This is a genomic window from Micromonospora sp. SH-82, from assembly GCF_051132485.1.
Taxonomy (GTDB): Bacteria; Actinomycetota; Actinomycetes; order Mycobacteriales; family Micromonosporaceae; genus Micromonospora.
Window position 1 is genome coordinate 5264017 of the sequence record NZ_CP148049.1, and the last position, 21147, is coordinate 5285163.

Below are 21147 nucleotides of genomic sequence, written 5' to 3' on the forward strand. Positions count from 1 at the left end.
CGGCCGTCGGTTCAGCGGGGCAGGGCCTGCTGGAGTTCGGCCCGCAGCGCCGGGGTGAGCATCTCCCCCGCCTGCTTGGCCAGCCGGGCCATCTCGTAGCCGACCACACCGATGTCGGCGTCCCCGGCGGCCAGCGTGGCCAGGATGGAACCGTCCCGGATCTGCATGACCAGGAAGTAACCCCGGCCCATCTCGACCACCGTCTGCTTGACGATGTCACCGTCGAACATCTGCGCCGCCCCGGCGGTGATGCTCATCAGGCCGGAGGTGACCGCGGCGAGCTTGTCGGCGTGGTCGCGGGGCAGGTGGTCGGAGATCGCGACCAGCAGCCCGTCGGTGGAGACCACCACCGCGTGCGCCACCCCCGGGACCCGCTCGGTGAAGGCGCTGACCAGCCAGCTCAGGTCCCGGGCCTCCTGGCTCAACGTCGTCGTCACTGTTGTCCCCCTTCACTGCGCCCGCCGGCCGGCGGCATGAACATCTGACTGGTCTCCTCGACCTCGGCTTTGCGTACCCCACTGTAGAAGCGGGAGAGCATGCCGCCGACCTTCTCCGGGTCGGGGTCGTGCCGCGCTGGTTCCTGCGGCCGGGCCGGCTGGCTGACCGAGGCGAGCTGGGCCATGGGCACCCGTACCGGAAGACCCTGGGCGTTGGTTCCGGCGGTCACCGGACGTTCCGGCGGCGCCGACGACCCGGCGGTCGACGGTGCCGGCCCCTGGGCCGACCACCACCCGCTCTCGGGTGCCTGCCGCCCGGTCGGCGTGAGCACGTCGTCGGCGCGGACCGGCACCGGGCGGGGAGGCCGGGGCACCGTCGTCGGGCGGGGCCGCTGACCGGCCACCGGCAGCTCCGCCGGCTGCTCGGCGGTGGACACCTCGGGCATCCCCGGCACCACCACCGGGGTGATGGCCAGGGTGGGTGCGTCCACCAGGGAGACCGTCGGGGCGGTCGGCGCGCCCGGTGCACCGTGGGGCGTGCGGGGACCACCCGGCAGTTCCAGGTCGGTGTCGTCGGTGGCGAGCAGGGAGACGGGCAGTCGGATCCGGGTCACCAGGCCGGACCGTTCGCCGGGGTTCAGCCGCACCTCGACCCCGTGCCGGGACGCCAGGTGGCTGACCACGAACAGACCCATCCGCTCGGAGGCGGCGACGTCGGCCGCCGGCGGGGCCGCCAGCAGTTGGTTCGCCTCGGCCAGGGCGGTCTCGCTCATCCCCAGACCCTGGTCGACGATCTCGATCGTGGTGGCGTCCTGTCCGGTCCAGGCGTTGACCACCACGGTGGTGTCCGGGCGGGAGAAGGAGGTGGCGTTCTCCAGCAGCTCGGCCAGGAGGTGGACCAGGTCCCCCACCGCGTGTCCGACCAGCCGGGCGTCGCCCACCGACTCGTGCCGTACCCGCTGGTACTGCTCGATCTCGGCGCTGGCGGCGAGCAGGACGTTGCCCAGGTTCACCGGCCGGTTCCACCGCCGGGTCGACTCGGAACCGGCGAGCACCAGCAGGCTCTCGTCGTTACGTCGCATGCGGGCGGCGAGGTGGTCCAGCTTGAACAGGTTCTCCAGCTGGTCGGGGTCGCCCTCCTCCCGTTCCAGGTCGTCCAGGAGCTTCAACTGCCGCTCGACGAGGACCTGGCTGCGGCGGGCCAGGTTGACGAACATCGCGTTGACGTTGCGCCGCATGGTCGCCTGTTCGACGGCGACGCTGACCGCGCTGCGGTGCACCGCGACGAACGCCTCGGCCAGCTCACCGATCTCGTCGAGCGACCGGACCACCGCCGGGGAGACCTCGATCTCGGGCACCCCGCCGCTGACCGTCCGGAGTCGGTCCAGGGCGTCGGGAAGGTCGACCTGGGCGATCCGCAGGGCCTGACCCCGCAGCATCCGCATCGACCTGGCGATCGACCGGCCGATCAGCACCGAGGTCAGCACCGCGGCGCCGAGCACCGTGGCGATCCCCCCGGCGACCAGCAGGGTCTGCCGAAGCTGACTGCTGCTGGCCCCGTTGGCCTGCTCCACCGCGTCGTCGAGGACCTGCGTCAGCAGCCCGCCGAGCAGGTCCTGACGCTGCCCGCTGGCCGACCACCACTCGTCGGCGGCGAGCACGGCGGGCTCGTTGCCCTCGGTGGGCAGGCTGCTCTCCTCCAGCTCGGTGGCGGCCACGAACGTCGGTTCCAGGGACACCTGCTCGTAGCGGGTCACCTGGGGTTCGGTGGCGGCCTCCCGGAACGCCCCCAGCACCGTCAGCTGCTGGGCCCGCAGGTCGGTCAGGGTGACCTGGTCCTCCAGGCCGTACTCCCCGGCGCGGGACGCCTCGTAGAGCTGGGCGCTGACCCGGCTGGACAGCTCCTTGACCCGGGCCAGCTGCACGTAGCGCAGGACCGACTCGGTCAGGGCCGGCTGCGCCTCACCGGGTGAGGGCTCGGCCAGCAGGTCGAGCAGGGCGTTGATCGCCCGGTGGTAGTTGCTCAGGATGGTGTCGCTGCTCAGGACCGCCGCCGGTACCGCGCCCCGGATGTAGACGACCTGGTCGGCGGCCTCCAGCACCTCGGCGTAGGCCACCTGCCAGGAGGGGGCGGAGTCGGCCAACGGTTCGGCGGCCCGACGCAGGTCCGCCAGCGCACCGTCGGTCCTCTCCTGCAGCGGGCGCAGCGCGGCGATCGCCTCGTCGCCGTTGTTGCTCCGCCCGGCGGAACGCAGTTCGGCCAGCTCACCGGCGGTCCGGTCGCGTTCCTGCTGCAAGGCGTGCACCGCGGCGTTGATCTCCCGACCCACCTCCACCTGGGCGGCGAAGTCGCTGAGGGTGGTGGTCCGGCCGACCAGGCCGACGGTCTGCACACCGGCCAGCACCAGGAACGCCAACGTCGGGATGACCAGGACCGTGGCGAGCTTGGTGCCCATCCGCCAGTCCTTGAGCCGCAACGCCGACCGACGCCGATGGGGTACGACCCGAACGTCGAACCTGCGTCGGCGGTGGCTCGACACCCCGCCCGGATTCGAGTCGGGACGTGTGCCCACTCTCTGCCTCCTCGGTCCCCGTCACGCCGCGAGCCGGCGAGCGGGTTCATCCAACCAGGCCTGTGAGCTGTGTCAACGGGTCGGGGTGCGGTCGCGGTCAGGAAGAAGACGCGCAGGGCGTGGAACCTGGCGTGGTCGGTGACTCCGGCTCATCCGTCCGGCCGATGTCGACCGGACACGGAGCGTCACCGATTCGGCCCAGTGCGACGAGCGCGGCGCCACTCGCGCCGATCTCCGGATCCGGCTGGTACAGCACCGTACGCGGGGCGAGGGTGGCGGCGAAGGCCCGCCGCCACCACGGGGACGCCGCCATCGCACCCCCGCCGAGCACCACCTCGACCGCTTCGTCCACTGTGTGCTCCAGGACCCGCAGGTCCTCGGCGACCTGGAGGCAGAGCCCCCGGTTCAGCCCGGCGAGGATCTCCACCGCCGTGGTGTGGAAACTGATCCCGTCGATGCGCCCGGATCCGGCCGGGGCCAGACCCGGTGGACGGTCGCCACCGAAGCGCGGGTCGGCCGGGGTCGCGCCGTCCGGCGGTATCCGGGCCAGCGCCGCCTCCAACTCCGCGCCCTCGGGCAGCCGCAGCTCCCGGTCGGCCCAGGCGAACAGGTTCCCCCCGGCGGAGTACGCCGCCCCGGTGACCACGTGGTCGTGGTCCACCCGGTAACGCCACAACCGCTGCGGCAGCGGCGGCAGCGGCCCACCGGCGGGGACCGCCTCGATCATCCGTACCGCGGCCGAGGTCCCCACTGTCACCGCCGCCCTGCCCGGCCCCACGCATCCGGAGCCGACGTTGGAGGCGGCTCCGTCGCCCAACGGCACGTGCCAGTCCACCCCGGCCAGCTCGGGCCAGCGACGGGCGTGCTCGGCCCGCAGTCGCCCCCGCCAGTCCTCGGGGGCGAGTTCGGGCAGCTCGCCCGGGTGGGCGTCGGCGAGTTCGCAGGCCTCGGCGTCCCACCCCAGTGTCCGCAGGTCCAGCAGCCCGGTCCCGGAGGCCAGGGAGATCGACATGGGTGCGTCGTCCAGGAGTCCGCCGAGGACGTACTCGGCCAGACCGGCGAACCGGGCCACCCGGGTCGAGACCCGCTCCCGCAGCCAGGGCAGCCGCACCGACCAGTAGGTGCGGTGCCACCACGCCCCGGTGCGCTGGTGGAAGGCGTGCGGGTCGACCGGGCCGACAGCACCCGCCGTCGGCACGGCCCGGGTGTCCAGCCAGGTCAACACCGGGCCGAGCGGCTCGTCGCGGGTGTCCAGCGGCACCGCCGAGTGCCACTGGGCGCAGACCGCCACCAGGACCACCCCGCGCAGGTGCCCGGCGTCGGCCAACTCGTCCAGGCAGGCCGTCAGCCCGTCCCGGTACCGGGGGCCGTCCAGGGTGCCCGCGCCCTCGTCGGTGGCGTCGACGTGCATCACGCGCCGGGCCAGGGCACCGGGGATCACCTCGGTGTCCGCGTCGAGCACCAGCCCGCGTACCGAGGAGGTGCCGAGGTCCAGCGCGAGAATCCTCATCGACGGTCACGGTACCCAACCGGAGGTCCGCCAGAACCCGTTCCGCGCCCCGCCCCCTGGTCCGGGGACACGGTCCCGCCGGTAAGCGGACACCGGTACCGGCCGACGCCGAGAGCAGCGTAGGCTGGGGGCATGCTCGCGCCGTCCTTCTCCTGGTGGCCCGCCGACCCGGCGGCCCACCCCCGCGCGTAGCTTCCCGACGCGGCCGCCCCGAAGGCGGCCGTCGGTCTCTCCCGGTTCCCGGTCCGCCCCGTGGTGGCACCCAGTCCCCGAGGAGTGAACCGATGTCCCGCCTGTCCGAGTTGCTCGCCGCCGTCGCCGACGGCCACGATCCCGGTCCCTTCGCCCTCGTCCGCCGCGAGGGCACCGCGTACCTGGAGCTGTTCACCGGCGCCCTGCGGACCGTCGACGGGCTGGCCGACCTCCCCCTGCCCGACGCCGGTGCCGGGCCGCACACCCTGGCCCTGGTGCCCTACCGGCAGGTCACCGAACGGGGGTTCGACTGCGTCGACGACGCGATGCCGCTGGAGTGCCTGGTCGTCGACGCGGTCGAGCGGATCGACCCCGCCGAGGCCCTCGCCGCCCTGCCGGATCTGCCGGTCGTCGCCACCGGCGCGCGGTTCGACAGCACCGACGACGAGTACGCCGAGACCGTCGCCCGGGTCCTGGCCGAGGAGATCGGCCGTGGGGAGGGAGCCAACTTCGTCCTCCACCGCACCCTCGACGCCCGGGTGGAGGGGTCGCCGCTGCGCGCCGCCCTGGCGGCACTGCGTCGGCTGTCGACCCGGGAACGGGGCGCGTACTGGACCTTCATGGTGCACACCGGCACCCGGACCCTGGTCGGGGCCAGCCCGGAACGGCACGTCAGCGTCGACGACGGGCTGGTCATGATGAACCCGATCAGTGGGACGTTCCGGCACCCCGGGGCCGTCGCCGACCCCACCGCGCTGCTGCGGTTCCTGGACGACCCGAAGGAGGTCGAGGAGCTGTACATGGTCCTCGACGAGGAGCTGAAGATGATGGCCCGGGTCGCCGAGCACGGCGGGCAGGTCGTCGGGCCGTACCTCAAGGAGATGGCCCACCTGGTGCACACCGAGTACCTGCTGGCCGGGCGGAGTTCCCGGGACGTCCGGGAGGTGCTGCGGGAGACGATGTTCGCGCCCACGGTGACCGGCAGCCCGATGGAGAACGCCTGCCGGGTGATCGCCCGGCACGAGCGCACCGGTCGGCGCTACTACGCCGGGGTGCTGGCCCTGCTCGGTCGGGACGAGGCGGGTCGGCAGACCCTCGACGCGCCGATCCTGATCCGTACCGCCGAACTCACCCCCGACGGACGGCTGCGGGTCAAGGTCGGGGCCACCCTGGTCCGCCACTCCACCCCGGCCGGTGAGGTGGCCGAGACCCACGCCAAGGCCGCCGGGGTGCTGGCGGCGCTGGGGCTCGGACCCGACGCCCCTGACCCCGGCCCGCACCCGCCGGCGCGGCTCGCCGACGACCCTCGGGTACGCGCCGCCCTGGCCGCCCGCAACGCGCCGCTGGCCCGGTTCTGGCTGGACCAGCGCCCGCCGGGCAGTACGGCCCGACCCGAACTGGTCGGCCGCCGGGCGGTGATCGTGGACGCCGAGGACACCTTCACCGGGATGCTGGCCCACCAGCTGACCGCCCTCGGTCTGACCGTCGAGGTCCGGCCCTGGCAGCGGCCCGGTGACCTCGACGACCACGACCTGGTGGTGATGGGTCCCGGCCCGGGTGACCCGGGCGGCGAAGACCCGAAGGTGACGGAGCTGGGTCGGCTGCTCACCGGGCTGCTGGCCCGGAGGCGTCCGGTCCTGGGCGTCTGCCTGGGTCACCAGGTCCTGGCCCGGCACCTCGGCCTGGGGATGCACCGCCGACCCGTGCCCTACCAGGGGTTGCAGCGGCGCGTCGACTGCTTCGGGACGGCCCGCCGGGTCGGCTTCTACTCCACGTTCACCGCGCTGTCCCCCACCGACCTGCTGACCACCGGGTACGGGCCGGTGGAGGTGGCCCGCGACCCCGCCGACGAGACCGTGCACGCGCTGCGCGGACCGGGTTTCGCCGGGGTGCAGTTCCACCCCGAGTCGGTGTTGAGCCCCGACGGCCTGGCGGTCCTCGCCGAGCTGGTGGGGCCGCTGCTGGCCCATCCGGGTCGCCCGCTGGCCGCCCGCCTGTAGGCGACGCCGGGGGTCCGGACGGGGTTCTCGACCCGTCCGGACCCCCGTGACGCCAGTGGGTGGTCAGCCCGCCGCGAGGCCCTGCCGGACGGCGGTGCCGATCCGGACCGCCCGCTTCGCGGTCAGCGCGGTGGCGGCGAGCGCCACGTCGTCCGGCGGGACCTCACCGTTGTTGCTGGTGTGGGAGGCGCCGTACGGGTTGCCCGCCACGAACTGGCTGGGGTCGGTGTAGCCGGGGGCCACGACGATGCCACCCCAGTGGTAGAAGACGTTGAAGAGGCTGAGCAGTGTCGACTCCTGCCCGCCGTTGGAGGTGGCCGTGGAGGTGAACGCGGAGTACACCTTGTCGGCGAGCTTGCCGTTGGCCCAGAGCGGTCCGGTGGTGTCGATGAACTGCTTGAGCTGGGCGGCGATCATCCCGTACCGGGTGGGCGAACCGAAGATGACCACGTCGGCCCAGTCCAGGTCGTCGAGTTCGACCTCCATCACGTCCTGGGTCTCCAGGCGGTGGGCGTGCCAGCCGGAGTTCGACCGGATGGCCTCCTCGGGGGCGAGTTCCCGGACCTTGCGCAGTCGGACCTCGGCCCCGGCGTCACCGGCGGCTTCGACGGCGGACTGCGCCATCTGGTACGTGATGCCGGTGGCGCTGTAGTAGATCACTGCCACCTTGGTCTGGCCAGCCATCAGGGGTTTCCTCCTTTTTCGGGATCAACTCCGGCGACTACCCGTTACTTGCGCCGTCAAACATCACTCCGGCCTGCCGGAATCCGGGTTGCGCGCCGACGGGTGGGAACTGGCATGCTGCGGGCCATGCGGTTCCGGGCAGCCACCGTCGACGACTGGCCCTCGATCTGGCAGTTCCTGCGGGAGATCGTGGCGGCCGGTGAGACGTACACCTATCCCCGTGACGTCACCGAGGAGACGGCCCGCCGGATCTGGCTGGTCGACCCGCCGGGACGGGTCGTGGTCGCCGTCGACGACGGCGTCGTGGTCGGCTCGGCGAAGCTCAACCCCAACCAGCTCGGACCCGGCTCCCACATCGCGGGCGCCAGCTTCATGGTCGCGCCGCACGCCGCCGGTCGGGGCGTCGGCCGACGGCTCGGCGAGCACGTCCTCGGCCTGGCCCGCGCCGACGGGTACCGGGCGATGCAGTTCAACGCGGTGGTGTCCACCAACACCCGGGCGGTGGCGCTGTGGCGCTCGCTCGGTTTCACGGTGGTCGGCCGGGTGCCCGAGGCGTTCGCGCACCCCACGAAGGGGTACGTCGACCTGCTCGTCATGCACCGGCGGCTGTGACCCGACCGGCAGGACCACGGCGACGGTCCGACCGGCGGACCGGCGGCGACGCGGCTGTCGATACCCTGGCCCGGTGATGCTGCCCCTGCCCACCGGCGAATTCCAGGCGTACCTGTTCGACTGCGACGGGACCATCGTCGACTCGATGCCCCAGCACTTCACGGCCTGGCAGCGGTCCCTGGCCGAGTGGGGCTGCGAGTTCCCCGAGGACCTCTTCCTCGCCTGGGCGGGTCGGCCGATCGCCGACATCATCGTCGACCTCAACCTCCGGCACGGTCTGGCCATGCCGGTGGCGGAGGTCGCCGCCCGGCGCGAGGCCCTCTACCAGGACCTGCTGCCGACGGCCGGCGGCATCCCGGAGGTGCTGGCGCACATCGACGACGCCCACGGGCGGATCCCGTTCGCCGTGGTCTCCGGCAGCGTCCGGGAGTCGGTCGTCGCGTCCCTGGACGCGCTCGGCATCCTCGACCGGTTCGACGTCCTGGTCTGCGCCGGGGAGTACGCCCGCCCCAAGCCGGACCCGGAGCCGTTCCTGCGCGCCGCCGAGCTGCTCGGGGTGCCCGCGCACGCCTGTCTCGTCTTCGAGGACGCGGACCTGGGCATCGAGGCGGCCACGGCCGCCGGCATGGCGAGCGTCCGGGTGCCACAGCCGCGCCGAGGCTGAGTACGGGCCACGACGCGCAGCGGACAGCGGGGCAGCAGCACGCCTGCCCAGCCCTCGGAAGCAGGCCGGCGAGTGCCTCACCAACCAGAACATGAGCGCATCCCCTCGCGATCATCATGACTGGTCCGCCGGCTGAAGAGATACGACGTAGCCAAGCGCGCTGGGCCTAGCCTGATAGGCTAACGCCCATGGGCAGGTTCTCCGAGGACGAGCTGCACGCAGTTGTCGCCAGGTACGAGACGACGCGCGCGGCCGCGTTGACCGAACGGGACGAGCAGCTGCGAGCGTTCCACGCGGCCGGCTGGCGGCCGGTGGACCTGCAACGGGCCACCGGATACAGCAGGGAGACGATCCGTCAGGCACTACGACCGGAAGTCCGGCGGGCGACCAACATCAACCGTCGCAGGACATCACCCCAGCCACCAGCGGACTACCGGCCATACGGTGACCGGAAGCCTTATGTGATCGCCGAAACCCTCGCCGCGCTGCACGGCCCCACCAAGGGCATGGTCACGCTTCCGCGTCACCTCGACTGGTCCGGGAACTCCGAGTACGACCTGAACCGGCCCGCGCGCCTAGCCAGCATGTACAAGGTGGTGCTCACCGAAGCCGGTACCGTCGATGATCTGCACACCTGGCTCAGTGCCGACCTCCTTCGGCGGCTCTGGCCCACCCTCTGGCTGCCACCCCAGCTCCGGCAGCACTGGGAGGACGCCTTCCCCGAACTCGCCGCCACCCGCAGCAACGCGGCGTAGCGGTGGACCCCTTCCACGAACGCCTCGCCCGTACCGGGCTCGGGGCGGCCGATCGATACGGCTTCGCGCTGGCCGGCGGTTACGCGGTTCAGGCCGCCGGGCTGCTGGAGCGGCCCAGTGAGGACGTCGACCTGTTCACCGCCTGGGACCGCCGCGACGAGTTCACGCCGCGGTCACCGCCGTCGTGCGCGCCTACCGAGACGACGGCCTCACCGTCGAGACCGAGCGCCAGTACGACACCTTCGCCCGGCTGGCCGTCACCGACGGTGTACGGGTTTCCAAGGTCGAACTCGGCGTGGACTGGCGCGCCAACGAACCGATCCTCATGGCGATCGGACCCGTCCTCCACCCTGACGACGCGGTAGCGAACAAGATGAGCGCCCTCTACGGGCGAGCGTTCGCCCGGGACTTCATCGACATCGACGCCACCCTCCGATCCGGCCGCTACACCCGCGACGCCCTCCTCGCCCTCGCGCAGCGCGCCGACCGGGGCTTCGACCCGCGCATCTTCGCCGACGCTCTCACACAAGCCACCCAGCTCGATCCCGACGACTTCGCCCAGTACGGCCTCACCGGCCGAGCGTTGGACGATCTCCGTAGCCGATTCGCCGCATGGCACCGCGAACTGCTCGACGACGAGGGATGATTCGGCGGCAGCTTTCGGCTGGTCGAGGCGGCATCTGCGGCGGCGGATCTGGATGGCTTGGGCGACGTGGGCCTGATGGCCTCACCACCGGACCGCCCTCGACGAAGGGCCGAGGTTGATGCAATTCCCATCCGGATTCCGACCCGTGGATGGCGGGCCGGGTCGGGTACCCGGATCCGGCATCAGCCGTGGCAGACTATGCCGGTGCTCGATATGTCGCTCTACCAGGCATTCGTCGTCGCAGTCGTCATTCTGGTGATCGTTCCGGGGCCCGACATGGCCTTCATCATCACCATGGGCGTCGGCGGCGGCCCCCTCGCCGGGCTCTCCGCCGCCTTCGGCGTCGCTGTCGGCCTCGCCGTCCACGCCCTGGCCGCCATCCTCGGCTTCGCCGCGATCTTCGCCGTGGCCCCGTTCCTCTACGACGTGCTCCGCTGGGCCGGGGCGGCGTACCTCATCTATCTGGCGATCCGGACCTGGATGGAACGCGACGACCTGACAGTGGTGAGCAGCGCCGACGGGGCCGCCACGATCAGCCACTGGCAGGCGTTCCGCAAGGCGGCGGTGGTGAACCTGCTCAACCCGAAGGTGATCCTGTTCAACGCCGCGTTCCTGCCCCAGTTCGTCGACCCGGCCGCCGGCAACGTCGTCGGTCAGTTCCTCGTCCTCGGCGTCACCCTGGTCGTGGTGGACCTCCTCATCGACGGCCCGATCGGGCTCGCCGCCGGGCACGCCGGGCAGGTGCTGCGCCGCAGCCGCCGCATCATCAAGGCCCTCAACGTCGTGACCGCGTCGGTCTTCCTCGGGCTGGCCCTGCGACTGGTCCTCGTCCGGGACTGACACCACGGCGTCCCGGCCCGGGACACCGGGCATCGACGTCGATTGTCCGGCCCACCCGGCGACGGTACGGTGACCGGATGACGTTCCTCGTCGTCTCGCCGCCACCGCAGAACCGGTAATCCACCCACCCCGACCCGGCTCTCACTTTCCTGAGCCCGGGTGCGTTCGTGGTGCCCGGGCGGCGTCGACAACGGAGAACTGTGTGAACACGACGATGCCCTCTTCGGTAGGGCGCGGAATCCTCTACATCTGTGTGGCCGCGATCGCCTGGGGAACCGGCGGTGCCGCCGCGGCCCTCCTCTACGACACCAGCGGGCTGGGTCCGGTCGCGGTCTCCTTCTGGCGGTTCGCCGGTGGGGTCCTGCTCCTGGCCGCCGTCCATCTGGTCGTCCGGCGCCGGGCGGCGGTGGCCCCGGTGCGTGGGCGGTGGCGGCAGATCGTGACCACCGGCGTCGGCCTGGCCGTCTACCAGACCGCTTACTTCGCCGCCGTCGGCTACGCGGGGCTGGCCGTGGCGACGGTGGTGACCCTGGGCTCCGGGCCGGTCCTCATCGCCGTCGGGTCCCGGTTCCTGATGGCCGAACGGCTCGGCCGCGCGGGCACCGTCACCGTCGTGATGGCCCTGGCCGGACTGGTCCTGCTGGTCGGCGGGGGGAGCACCGGCACCGGGTCGGCCCCGATGCTGGGGTTGGCCTGCGCGCTGCTGTCCGCCACGGGGTACGCCGGGGTGACGCTGCTCAACCGCAAGCTGGGCCGCGACGGCAGCAACGGCAGCCCCCGGTCGACAGCCCTGGGCGGGTTCGCCGTCGGGATGGTCTGCCTGTTCCCGTTGGCCCTGGTCGAAGGGCTCCTGCCCACCTCGGGTGACCCCGGGACGGTCCTGGGGTTGCTCGCCTACCTGGGATTCGCCCCGACGGCACTGGCCTACAGTCTGTTCTTCGCCGGTCTGGCCACCGTCCGGGCGACCACCGCGTCGGTGATCGCGCTCGTCGAACCGGTCACCGCCGCCGTCATCGCGGTGCTCCTGCTCCACGAGCGGCTGACCGTCACCGCCACCGCCGGATCGGTGATCCTGCTCGGGGCGGTGGTCGCGCTGACCCTCGGGGAACGGCGGGTCGCCGCGCCACCGACCGGCACGCAGCCCCGACCGGCACCGGCCCGCTCGGGCTGAACCGGCACCGGCCGGGCTGAACCGGCACCGGCCGGGCTGAACCGGCAGGTGCCCGTCGTCGGGGTCGACCCCGGCGACGGGCACCGGACCGGCGTCAGCGGGTGGGCGGGTCGCCGGTCTCGACGCCCTCGGTCAGCACCGATGCCACCCGGTCCAGGGCCGCCGAGACGTACCCGGGTTCCAGGGAGTGGATCACCCGGAGGTGGCCGTCGGCACCGAAGTGGGCTCCGGGGGCCACCAGCACCCCGCCGCGTCGGCGCAGCGCGTGGGCCACCTCCAGGCTCGTCGCCTCCGCCCGGTACCGCAGGAGCCCCAGGGCTGTCGCGGTGGGCGCGACGATCGAGACGAGGTCGGGGTGCGCCTCGGCCCACCGCAGCAGCAGCTGCCGGCCCTCGCGCATGAGCCGTCGGTTGCGGTCGAGCAACCGGTCCCGGTACGGCGTCGTCAGGGCCGCCTCGGCGATCCGCATGGCGAGCAGACCCGTGCTGACGGTGGCGTACTCGTGTCGCCGGCACAGCTCGTCGAGCAGGTCACCGGTGGCGACGATCCACCCGACCCGCAGCCCCGGCAGGGCGAACGCCTTGGACAGGCTGCCGACGCAGACCAGGCGGTCGTAGTGGCCCCAGAAGGTCGTCGTGACCTCGTCGGTGTCGAGTTCGGTGCCCCGGTGGACCTCGTCGACCATCAGCCAGGTGCCGTTGCGTTCGGCCACGGCCACCACCGCCGCCATCTCCTGCGCGGTGAGGACCGACCCGGCCGGGTTGTTCGGGTTGGTCACCGCGATGACCCGGGTGTCGGGCCGGACCGCGCTCTCCAACGCCGCCACGTCGAGTCGCCACCCGTTGCGTTCGTCGAGCCCCACCACGCTGATCTTCGCCCCGGCGTTGTGGGCCAGCCCCCACACCTGCCGGTACCCCGGTTCCATCAGCACGACGTGGTCGCCCGGGCCGATCAGCGCCCCGGCCAGGATGCTGTTGGCCTCGGCCGCCCCGACGGTGACGACCACCTCCTCCGGGCGGCAGCCCTGCCACCCGGCGACGAGCCGACGCAGCTCGGGGGTCCCGCGTACCTCGGGATAGTGCTGGGCACCGGCGACCAGCCGGGCGACCTGCGTCTCGTCGAGGAAGTCGCGCAACTCCACCGGCCGGCAGCTGCTGTCGGCGAGGGTGTAGTCCACTGTGGGCTCGTACCGGGACTGCCACTGCACCAGGTCGAAGGGGGTGAAGCGCATCGGACCTCGATTCCTCGCGGCGGCGGGTGGATCAGGCGCTGTCGGTCTTGGCCGGGTCACGTTCCACGACGTCACCGAGGAGTTCGTCGACCCGCCGGAGCAGGTCCGGGTCGAGGCGTACCCCGGAGGCCGCGACGTTCTCCCGGATCTGTTCCGGCCGGGAGGCGCCGACGATCGCCGAGGCGACGTTCGGGTTCGCGAGGGTCCACGCCACGGCGAGCTGGGCCGGGGAGAGCCCGGCCTCCTCGGCCAGGGGCAGCAGACCGGCGACCCGCCGCAGGACCTCCGGCCGCAGGTACGCCTCCACCCAGGTGCTGCCCACCTCGTCGAGCGCCCGGGACCCCGAGGGCGGGGGCTCGCCCGGCCGGTACTTGCCGCTGAGGACCCCCTGGGCCAGTGGGGACCACACCACCTGACTCATCCCCGCCTTCTCGCTGGCCGGGACGACCTCGCTCTCGATCACCCGCCACAGCATGTTGTACTGCGGCTGGTTGCAGACGAACGGCGTCAGCCCCAGTTCGTCGACGATCCGCCTGGCGGCACCGATCTGCTCGGCCGTCCACTCCGACACCCCGAGGTAGAGCACCTTTCCCTGGCGGACCAGGTCGTCGAAGGCGCGCAGCGTCTCCACCAGCGGGGTGTGGTGGTCGAACCGGTGGGCGTAGTAGACGTCCACGTAGTCGGTGCCCAGCCGCCGCAGGGAGGCGTGCAGCGACTCGGTCACGTGTTTGCGGGACAGCCCCTGGTCGTTGGGGCCGGGGCCGGTCGGGAAGTACACCTTCGTGCACAGGACCAGGCCCTCCCGGCGTTGTCCGGACAGGGCGTCGCCGAGCACCGCCTCGGCCCGGGTCCCGGCGTACACGTCGGCGGTGTCGAAGGTGGTGATCCCCTCGTCGAGGGCCGCCGCCACGCACGCCCTGGCGGCGTCCTCGTCGATCTGCGAACCGTGGGTAAGCCAGTTGCCGTACGCGATCTCACTGACCCGTAGGCCGCTGTGACCGAGGTGGCGGAACTCCATCGACGTTCTCCTCATCACTGGTCACGACGGGTTCGACCTGCACCCGGTTGTCGTGGAAGACGGCACCACCGCCCATGTCCGCGTCGCGTTCGTCGACGGTGGCGTTCACTCCGGCTCCGCCGGTGAGCTTGAGCCAGTGGCCCTTGGTGGTCGCTGCCACTCCGGGGCGTACCAGGTCCGCGCCGACGGTGACGGCGGCCCGGAACTCCCCCCGGTCGTTGAAGATCCGGGCCTGTCCGCCGTCGACGAGGCCGCGCGGTCCGGCGTCGTCGGGGTGCAGGACGACCCGGGGCGGTCCGGCCCGGCGGGCCAGTTCCGGTTTGTTGGCGAAGACGGTGTTGACGAAGAAGTGCCCGGCACCGGCGATGAGCGTCAACGGGTACCGGGTGGACAGGTCGGGGTCGGTGGGTTCCCGGGGTGGGGTGTAGCCGGCCACCGGGTCGAGCCCGGCCTCGGCGGCCCGGTCGGACCGGAACTCCAACCGGCCCGACGGGGTGGGGAACCCGTCCCGGAACGGCACGAACGCGGGTGGGTAGTTCAGCCGGGCCCAGCCCTGTCGGCGGAGCCGGTCGACGGTGATCCCGGCCAGCGACGGATGGTCGTTGTCCAGGAGTTGCCGGGCCAGTTCCTCGTCGGAGTCGTACAGGCTGGGCTCGGTGAGGTCGAGGTGTCGGGCCAGGCGGCGGAAGGTCTCGGTGCTGGACAGGCACTCCCCCGGAGGTGGTACCGCCGGTTCGTTCCAGGCGACGTAGACGTGTCCGTAGCCGTCGTGCACGTCCAGGTGTTCGGTCTGCATGGTCGCCGGGAGGACGATGTCGGCGTAGTCGACGGTGTCGGTCGGGAAGTGGTCGAGGACGACTGTGAACAGGTCGGGGCGGGTCAACGCCTCCCGGATCCGGTTCTGGTCGGGGGCGCTGGCCACCGGGTTGGAGCCGTACACGACCAACGCCCGGACCGGCGGGTCGGTGAGGGTGAGCAGGTTGTCGGCGAGGCGGGTCATCGACAGGGTCCGTACCGGTGCGGCGAGCAGGTCGTCGCGGGCCAGTGCGGCCCGGTCGCCGCCGAAGTACCCGTCGGTGGAGTAGGCCAGCCCGCCGCCCGGGTACTGCCAGTCGCCGGTCACCCCGACCAGGCAGGCCAGGGTCCGCAGCACCTCGCCGCCGCCGGCGTGCCGCTGCACGCCGATGCCGGCGCGCACGGCGGTGGGGCGGGTCCGGGCCAGCCGCCGCCCCAGGTCGACGATCTGTTCCCGGGGGACACCGGTGAGGGCGGCGACCCGCTCCGGCGGGTAGTCCAGGATCCGGTCGCGGAACTCGGGCCAGCCCAGTGTGTGCCGGTCCAGGAAGTCCTGGTCGGCGCCGTCCTCGGCGAGGACCACGTGCAGGAGCCCGAGGGCCAGGGCGGCGTCGGTGCCGGGCAGCGGGGCCACGTGCTCGTCGGCCTGGCGGGCGGTCCTGGTCCTGACCGGGTCGATCACCACGACGTACGCGCCGGCGCGCCGCGCCTGTTCGACGAAGCGCCACAGGTGGTGGCCGGTGGTGAGGGGGTTGGCCCCCCAGAGCAGGATCAGCCGGGAGTGGACCAGCGATTCGGGTTCGATGCCCCGGGGGGTGCCGGTGGCGTACTCGGTGCCGACGAGTCCGGCGATCGAACAGATGGTCAGCTCGTGTCGGCTGGCACCGAGGACGTTCCACAGTCGGGCCCCGGCCCGGCCCTGGAGTCCCTGGAGGTAGCCGAGGTTCCCGGTGCCCTGGTACGGCCAGATGGCCTCGCCGCCGCTGTCGGCGACGATGCGCCGGAGCCGTCCGGCGATCTCGGACAGCGCCTCGTCCCAGCTGATCCGGGTGAAGCGCCCCTCCCCCTTCGGGCCGGTACGGCGCAGCGGGTACAGCAGCCGGTCGGGTGAGGCGGTGTGGTCGAGGTACTGGTTGACCTTCACGCAGAGGGTGCCCCTGGTGTACGGGTGGTCGGCGGTGCCGCGCAGCCGTACCGCCCTGCCGTCGCGGACGGTGACCGTCCAGCTGCATCCGTCCGGGCAGTCCAGGGGGCAGGCCCCCACCACCTCACGGTCGCCGATCACGGGACCGGCTCCGCCACCGGCGTCGACGACCGGCGTTCGGCGGTCAGCCGGGTGCGCAGTTCCCCGCCGAGGATCCCGGTGAAGACCTCCTCCACGGGGCCGGTCAGGCCGACGGTGCCGGCGGGGGCGATGTAGACCTCGACGGCGCCCCCGGGCATCCGGACCAGCACCCGGTCGTCGATCAGTCCCAGGGCGTGGGCCGCGCTGGCGGCGGCACAAGCGCCGCTGCCCGAGGCGGTGGTGTAGCCCGCTCCCCGTTCCCACACCTCGATCTCGATCAGGCCGCGCTCGGTGACCCGCAGGAACTCCACGTTGGTCCGCCCGGGGAAGTCGGGGTGTCCGGCGATCGGCTCTCCCCAGCGTTCGGCGACGGCCCGGTCGACTGCCGACAGCGGCACCACCACGTGGGGGTTGCCGTTGTCGAGGACGAGGACCGGCAGGTGTCGGCCCCCGACGGACAACGGCCGGAGCAGCCGCTCCCGGTGCTGCCCGGACCGGACCGCGTCGAACCGCACCGGGGCTGACGAGGCCGGGTCGGACGGGACCGGGTCGGTCGTCGTGGTGAAGGTCGGGGCGTCCAGGGTGATGCGGACGGTGCCGGGGGCGGTGATCTCCACCCGGGAGGTGCCACTGGTCGTCCGGACGGTGAGGCCCCGACCCGAGGGGCCGTCTCCCAGCTGCGGTTCCCGGCCGAGCAGGTGGTCGGCGAAGATCCGGATGCCGTTGCCGCTGCGCCCGCAGGGACTGCCGTCGGAGTTGAAGATCAGCAGCTCGACCGGCTCCCCCCGGGTGACCGGACCGACCGGGCCGACGAGGAGGCCGTCGGCCCCCACTCCGTACCGCCTGTCGCAGAGGAGTCGGGCGGTGGCTCCGGCGGCGGGGAGGTCCACCCGCCGGGGGTCGATGATCAGGTAGTCGTTGCCGAGGGCGTGGTACTTGACGAAGTCGCCCATGCTCGTCTCCGTTCGCCTGGTGGTCCGGCGTGGCCCGACCGGGGCCGGGTCACGCCGGACGCCGGTCACATCGACGTGTCGACGACCGGCTCGCCGCCGGCCAGGACGGCGGCGTCGTGCTCCTCGCCGTACCACTTCTCCTTCCACCGGGAGAACGCGACGATCAGGATGTCGCGGTGCCCCGCCTGGCCGTTCTCGGGCAGGACGTCGGTGACGTCGTGGGCCACCGCCCGGTCGTCGAGCAGGACCGCCTGACCGGCCTGGAGGGTGCCGGTCCAGAACGGCTCGTCGGCACCGAGGCGCCACAGGCGCGTCTCGCCGCCGACGACGCTGTGCCGCCGCAGGACGCCGATCATGACGAACTCGTGGCCGTCCTGGTGGACGCCCTCGGGCGTGAGCAGGCCGGGCTTCTCCACGGTGGCCCGGGTCCGGTTCTGGTGGACGTTGATCTGCCAGTCCTCGGAGGTGTCCAGCTCCAGCCCGGCCACCCCGAGCCGGACGTACGGGGTCAGGTCCGCCTCCAGCGGCGGGTGGGGTCGGCTGATCCCGCCGCCGATCGGGTTGAACTTCTTGAACGCGGTGTACGCCCGGTGCGGGAGCAGCTCGAACTGCCATCCCCGGTCCTCGGAGTGGGCCAGCCGGTACTGGCTGAACCGCTTGTACCGGGTCTGGTTGCCCATGTACTCGTCGAGCGGGCAGTTGTCGTAGCTGTCCAGCAGCTCCTGTCCGGCCGGAGGCAGGTCGATGATCTTGAAACCTTCGGTGACTACGGACATCGATGATCTCCCTTCACGAGGAATGGCGATTGGGCGGGACGCGGGCCGGGGCGGGAGCCGACACGTGGGCGCGGCGGGCCGGGAGCCGGCACGACGGGCCTGGCGGGCCGGGGCGCCCGGACCCGGGCGGCGCTCAGCGCACTGCCGGGGTACGCCGCCGGGCCAGGGCCAGTCGCTCGTCGAGGTGACGGGCGGAGGAGTTCAACCGCCACAGCACACCCCGGGCGATCCCCCGACGCATGTACGCGGACTCGCTGGCGGGCAGGACGATGTTGTGGAACCAGCCCGCCGCGTGCTGGGAGTCGATGGTGATGTGCAGCCGGTGGTAGGTGATCCCGACGTCGGGCAGCCCGAGGCGCTCCCAGGCGCGGACCACGTTCTGGAACCGGTCCGGCACCAGCCACTCGGTCATCCCGAGGAACCCGACGGCCTCCGGGTAGAGGTGACGGTACCGGCACAGCAGCACGGCCAGGTTCCCCGCGAGCAGGTCACTGGCGGTCATCGCGCTCTCCATCTCCTCGGCGGAGATGTCGAACACGTCGTAGATCTTGTTGAACAGGTGGGTGTGGACCTCGGCGGGGTTGCCGTTGCCCATCTCGTCCCAGAAGTTCGCGGCGATCTCCATTTTGGCGGTGCCGCTGGTCCCGACCTGCATCATCGCCAGCAGGTCGTCGAACCGCCCGTCCACCAGGGACTCCTGCATCACGTACGTGCGCAGGTCGTCGGAGTCGGCGTGGTGGTTGATGAAGTCGGCGTAGTACGGGTGCTTGAAGACCCGGTGCCGCCGGGCGGTCCCCTTCAACCATGACAGGAAGGGCTGACCCGGTCCGGGCATGACGTCGTACACGGCCGGGTCGATCCAGCCGTCCTCGGATCGGATGGTGGCCCCCTCCAGCAGGCGGGTCACCTCGTACACGATCACCGAGCCCTCGGCGGTCGCGCCGTCGGGCAGGGCGGTGAGCAGGGCGTAGATCCGGGCGAGCAGGAGTTGCTGCTGGTGACGGGCGTCGGGGTCGTCGGCGGCTCGGTCGTTGAGCCGGTGCACTGCCGACAGGATGAGGCCCCGGTCCTCCCCCAGGTCCTGGTCGACCTTGTCTGCGGGTACCGCGAGCCACGAGCTGATCTGGTCCACCAGTTCGGCTGCAGGAGCCGCTTCGACAGAGAACCGGAGCCGGTCGTTGATGACGGGCACTGAACCTCCCCCTGATCCGGGTAGAGCAACGTGAACGTGCTTTCCGGCGCGGCGTGACAGGTCCTCGCCCCCCCCCTTGCCGGCCCCGGCCACCACCGGCCGGGGTCCCCTGTCCGCCGCCGGGCAGCGACGGGCACCGCCCGGGTCGGGGGCCTGTGGCGGAGGCCGTCCGGCGGGCGCGGAGGAACACGACGGGTGGAGCGGGGTGTGGGTACGCGTGCGGCGGGCAGACCCCCGGGCACGACTGTCCGGTGCGGAACTGCCTCGTCGGCGGCGTTCCCGACAAGATCAGGGAGTTACGCCCTGAACACAAGCAGTCACACTACTGAGGACATTCATCGATGTCGAGGCCGGTTCGTGAACCTTTCGGGTCCTGTTCGGGAACGCCCACGCCGACCAGCGGATTCACACCACGACTGGGCCACATCCGCGCGGCACGTCCCAGTATTCGGTCGGACACCGCCCACCGGTGGACTGCCCGGCCCATGGGGCAGCTTCGCGGGCCCACCCCCAGGCCCGGCATACCGGGACGACTCGGGGCGGACCCGCGCAGCGGAGACCACGACCACCCGGCGGCCCGGCCGTCACCGGCCGCCGGAGGACACCTCAGTCGGCGAGGGCACCGGCGGAACGACCCTCGTGCAGGGTCAGGTTCCGACCGGTCGAGGGGTCGAACAGGTGGATCTTCTCCAGGTTGAACCAGACCCGACGATCGGAGCCCTCGGTGACGGTCGACTCCGCCGACAGCCGGGTGACCAGGTTCGACCCTCCGGCGAAGTCGGCGGCACCGGCGTCGGCGGCCAACTCCTCCAACTCGGCGGCCGTGGCCTTCTCGCCCTCGACGGTGAAGTAGACGTACTTGTCCGAACCCATCGACTCGACGATGTCCACCGGCGCGGTGAACTCCATCCCCCGACGGCGGTTGTCCTCGTCGACCAGCTCGGCGTCCTCGAAGTGCTCGGGGCGGATGCCGAGGATGAGCTCCCGGGGGGCGTCGGCCTCCGTCAGCTGTCGACGCAGACGGTCGCCGACCGGCACCTCACCCAGAGCGGTGGAGAGCGTCCCCTCCGCCACCCGGGCGTGCAGGAAGTTCATCGACGGCGAGCCGATGAACCCGGCCACGAAGAGGTTGCGGGGGTGGTCGTACAGCTCCTGGGGCGGGCCGATCTGCTGCACCGCGCCACCCCGCATGATCACCACCCGGTCGCCGAGGGTCATCGCCTCGGTCTGGTCGTGGGTCACGTAGACGGTGGTGGTGCCGAGCTGCTTCTGCAACCGGGACACCACCGTCCGCATCTGCACCCGCAGCTTCGCGTCCAGGTTGGACAGCGGCTCGTCCATCAGGAACGCCTTCGGCTGACGGACGATCGCCCGACCCATCGCCACCCGCTGCCGCTGCCCGCCGGAGAGGTTCGACGGCCGACGGTCCAGCAGCGAGGTCAGCTCCAACACCTTCGCCGCCTGCTCGACCTTCGAGTCGATGGTCGCCTTGTCGAGCTTGGCCAGCCGCAGGGGGAAGGCCATGTTCTCCCGTACGGTCATGTTCGGATACAGCGCGTACGACTGGAACACCATCGCGATGTCCCGGTCCCGGGGTGCCTTGTCGTTGACCCGCTTCCCGTCGATGCGCAGCTCACCGGAGCTGATGTCCTCCAGTCCGGCGATCATGTTCAGGGTGGTGGACTTACCGCACCCGGAGGGGCCGACCAGGATGATGAACTCGCCGTCGGCGATCTCCAGGTCGACGTCGGCCACCGCGACGGTCCCGTCGGGGAACTTCTTGCTCACCTTGTCCAGCACGATGTCAGCCACG

General features: G+C 72.1%; 17 protein-coding genes and 1 pseudogene. 7 read left to right on the forward strand and 11 right to left on the reverse strand.

All coding sequences use genetic code 11. The features are described 5' to 3' along the window. Positions 1-11: 11 nt before the first annotated feature. The 3 genes from WHN02_RS23040 to WHN02_RS23050 form a co-directional block, all read right to left on the reverse strand. Positions 12-437, reverse strand: coding sequence for a roadblock/LC7 domain-containing protein (locus tag WHN02_RS23040; RefSeq protein WP_434740791.1), 426 nt, complete (start codon positions 435-437; stop codon positions 12-14). Beyond that, a complete protein-coding gene (locus WHN02_RS23045) occupies positions 434-3010 on the reverse strand; it encodes a sensor histidine kinase (RefSeq protein WP_434740792.1) in 2577 nt (858 codons plus the stop codon). The genes WHN02_RS23040 and WHN02_RS23045 overlap by 4 nt, the downstream gene beginning before the upstream one ends. A 97-nt stretch (positions 3011-3107) precedes the next feature. After that, positions 3108-4520, reverse strand: a complete 1413-nt coding sequence (locus tag WHN02_RS23050) for an FGGY family carbohydrate kinase (protein ID WP_434740793.1) — start codon at positions 4518-4520, stop codon at positions 3108-3110. A gap of 284 nt (positions 4521-4804) precedes the next feature. On the opposite strand from WHN02_RS23050, the gene WHN02_RS23055 reads away from it, so the two are divergent. Further along, complete coding sequence (locus WHN02_RS23055; RefSeq protein WP_434740794.1) at positions 4805-6712, forward strand: chorismate-binding protein; 1908 nt, start codon at positions 4805-4807, stop codon at positions 6710-6712. Between the two features lie 63 nt (positions 6713-6775). On the opposite strand, the gene wrbA is transcribed toward WHN02_RS23055, so the two are convergent. Continuing rightward, positions 6776-7396, reverse strand: coding sequence for an NAD(P)H:quinone oxidoreductase (gene wrbA, locus WHN02_RS23060; RefSeq protein WP_350899725.1), 621 nt, complete (start codon positions 7394-7396; stop codon positions 6776-6778). 126 nt (positions 7397-7522) lie between these two features. On the opposite strand from wrbA, the gene WHN02_RS23065 reads away from it, so the two are divergent. The 6 genes and pseudogenes from WHN02_RS23065 to WHN02_RS23090 all read left to right on the forward strand — a co-directional run bounded on the left by WHN02_RS23065 (position 7523) and on the right by WHN02_RS23090 (position 12084). After that, positions 7523-8008 carry a GNAT family N-acetyltransferase gene (locus WHN02_RS23065; protein ID WP_434740795.1) on the forward strand — a complete coding sequence of 162 codons (486 nt, stop codon included), beginning with the start codon at positions 7523-7525 and terminating at the stop codon, positions 8006-8008. 76 nt (positions 8009-8084) lie between these two features. After that, entirely contained in the window at positions 8085-8672 is a 588-nt protein-coding gene (locus tag WHN02_RS23070; protein ID WP_434744032.1) for an HAD family hydrolase, read from the forward strand. A gap of 188 nt (positions 8673-8860) precedes the next feature. Continuing rightward, the gene (locus WHN02_RS23075) at positions 8861-9427 is read left to right on the forward strand and encodes a hypothetical protein (protein ID WP_434740796.1); all 567 of its coding nucleotides are present in this window, start codon (positions 8861-8863) and stop codon (positions 9425-9427) included. A 2-nt stretch (positions 9428-9429) separates the two neighbouring features. Continuing rightward, a pseudogene (locus tag WHN02_RS23080) lies at positions 9430-10073 on the forward strand (nucleotidyl transferase AbiEii/AbiGii toxin family protein). Between the two features lie 213 nt (positions 10074-10286). Next, positions 10287-10913 (forward strand): LysE family translocator, encoded by a 627-nt coding sequence (locus WHN02_RS23085; protein ID WP_434744033.1) that lies wholly within the window; start codon positions 10287-10289, stop codon positions 10911-10913. Between the two features lie 214 nt (positions 10914-11127). Next, positions 11128-12084, forward strand: a complete 957-nt coding sequence (locus WHN02_RS23090; protein WP_434740797.1) for a DMT family transporter — start codon at positions 11128-11130, stop codon at positions 12082-12084. A 94-nt stretch (positions 12085-12178) separates the two neighbouring features. Here WHN02_RS23090 and WHN02_RS23095 read toward each other — a convergent pair whose 3' ends face one another. The 7 genes from WHN02_RS23095 to WHN02_RS23125 all read right to left on the reverse strand — a co-directional run bounded on the left by WHN02_RS23095 (position 12179) and on the right by WHN02_RS23125 (position 21146). Next, positions 12179-13315 carry an aminotransferase class I/II-fold pyridoxal phosphate-dependent enzyme gene (locus tag WHN02_RS23095; RefSeq protein WP_434740798.1) on the reverse strand — a complete coding sequence of 379 codons (1137 nt, stop codon included), beginning with the start codon at positions 13313-13315 and terminating at the stop codon, positions 12179-12181. 31 nt (positions 13316-13346) lie between these two features. Further along, a complete protein-coding gene (locus WHN02_RS23100; RefSeq protein WP_434740799.1) occupies positions 13347-14333 on the reverse strand; it encodes an aldo/keto reductase family protein in 987 nt (328 codons plus the stop codon). Next, the gene (locus WHN02_RS23105) at positions 14290-16413 is read right to left on the reverse strand and encodes a molybdopterin-containing oxidoreductase family protein (RefSeq protein ID WP_434740800.1); all 2124 of its coding nucleotides are present in this window, start codon (positions 16411-16413) and stop codon (positions 14290-14292) included. Before WHN02_RS23105 ends, WHN02_RS23100 begins: the two co-directional genes overlap by 44 nt. Beyond that, the gene (dapF, locus tag WHN02_RS23110; RefSeq protein WP_434740801.1) at positions 16410-17366 is read right to left on the reverse strand and encodes a diaminopimelate epimerase; all 957 of its coding nucleotides are present in this window, start codon (positions 17364-17366) and stop codon (positions 16410-16412) included. Before dapF ends, WHN02_RS23105 begins: the two co-directional genes overlap by 4 nt. A gap of 65 nt (positions 17367-17431) precedes the next feature. After that, positions 17432-18142, reverse strand: a complete 711-nt coding sequence (locus WHN02_RS23115) for a 2OG-Fe dioxygenase family protein (protein WP_434740802.1) — start codon at positions 18140-18142, stop codon at positions 17432-17434. Positions 18143-18275: 133 nt separating this feature from the next. After that, the gene (locus WHN02_RS23120) at positions 18276-19334 is read right to left on the reverse strand and encodes an iron-containing redox enzyme family protein (RefSeq protein ID WP_434740803.1); all 1059 of its coding nucleotides are present in this window, start codon (positions 19332-19334) and stop codon (positions 18276-18278) included. Between the two features lie 606 nt (positions 19335-19940). After that, complete coding sequence (locus WHN02_RS23125) at positions 19941-21146, reverse strand: ABC transporter ATP-binding protein (protein WP_350899214.1); 1206 nt, start codon at positions 21144-21146, stop codon at positions 19941-19943. Position 21147: the final 1 nt, after the last annotated feature.

Coding starts and splice junctions, on each gene's coding strand:
- WHN02_RS23050 (WP_434740793.1), bottom strand. CDS start 4,520: ATGAGGATTCTCGCGCTGGACCTCGGCACCTCCTCGGTACGCGGGCTG.
- WHN02_RS23055 (WP_434740794.1), top strand. CDS start 4,805: ATGTCCCGCCTGTCCGAGTTGCTCGCCGCCGTCGCCGACGGCCACGAT.
- wrbA (WP_350899725.1), bottom strand. CDS start 7,396: ATGGCTGGCCAGACCAAGGTGGCAGTGATCTACTACAGCGCCACCGGC.
- WHN02_RS23065 (WP_434740795.1), top strand. CDS start 7,523: ATGCGGTTCCGGGCAGCCACCGTCGACGACTGGCCCTCGATCTGGCAG.
- WHN02_RS23070 (WP_434744032.1), top strand. CDS start 8,085: ATGCTGCCCCTGCCCACCGGCGAATTCCAGGCGTACCTGTTCGACTGC.
- WHN02_RS23075 (WP_434740796.1), top strand. CDS start 8,861: ATGGGCAGGTTCTCCGAGGACGAGCTGCACGCAGTTGTCGCCAGGTAC.
- WHN02_RS23085 (WP_434744033.1), top strand. CDS start 10,287: ATGTCGCTCTACCAGGCATTCGTCGTCGCAGTCGTCATTCTGGTGATC.
- WHN02_RS23090 (WP_434740797.1), top strand. CDS start 11,128: ATGCCCTCTTCGGTAGGGCGCGGAATCCTCTACATCTGTGTGGCCGCG.
- WHN02_RS23095 (WP_434740798.1), bottom strand. CDS start 13,315: ATGCGCTTCACCCCCTTCGACCTGGTGCAGTGGCAGTCCCGGTACGAG.
- WHN02_RS23100 (WP_434740799.1), bottom strand. CDS start 14,333: ATGGAGTTCCGCCACCTCGGTCACAGCGGCCTACGGGTCAGTGAGATC.
- dapF (WP_434740801.1), bottom strand. CDS start 17,366: ATGGGCGACTTCGTCAAGTACCACGCCCTCGGCAACGACTACCTGATC.
- WHN02_RS23115 (WP_434740802.1), bottom strand. CDS start 18,142: ATGTCCGTAGTCACCGAAGGTTTCAAGATCATCGACCTGCCTCCGGCC.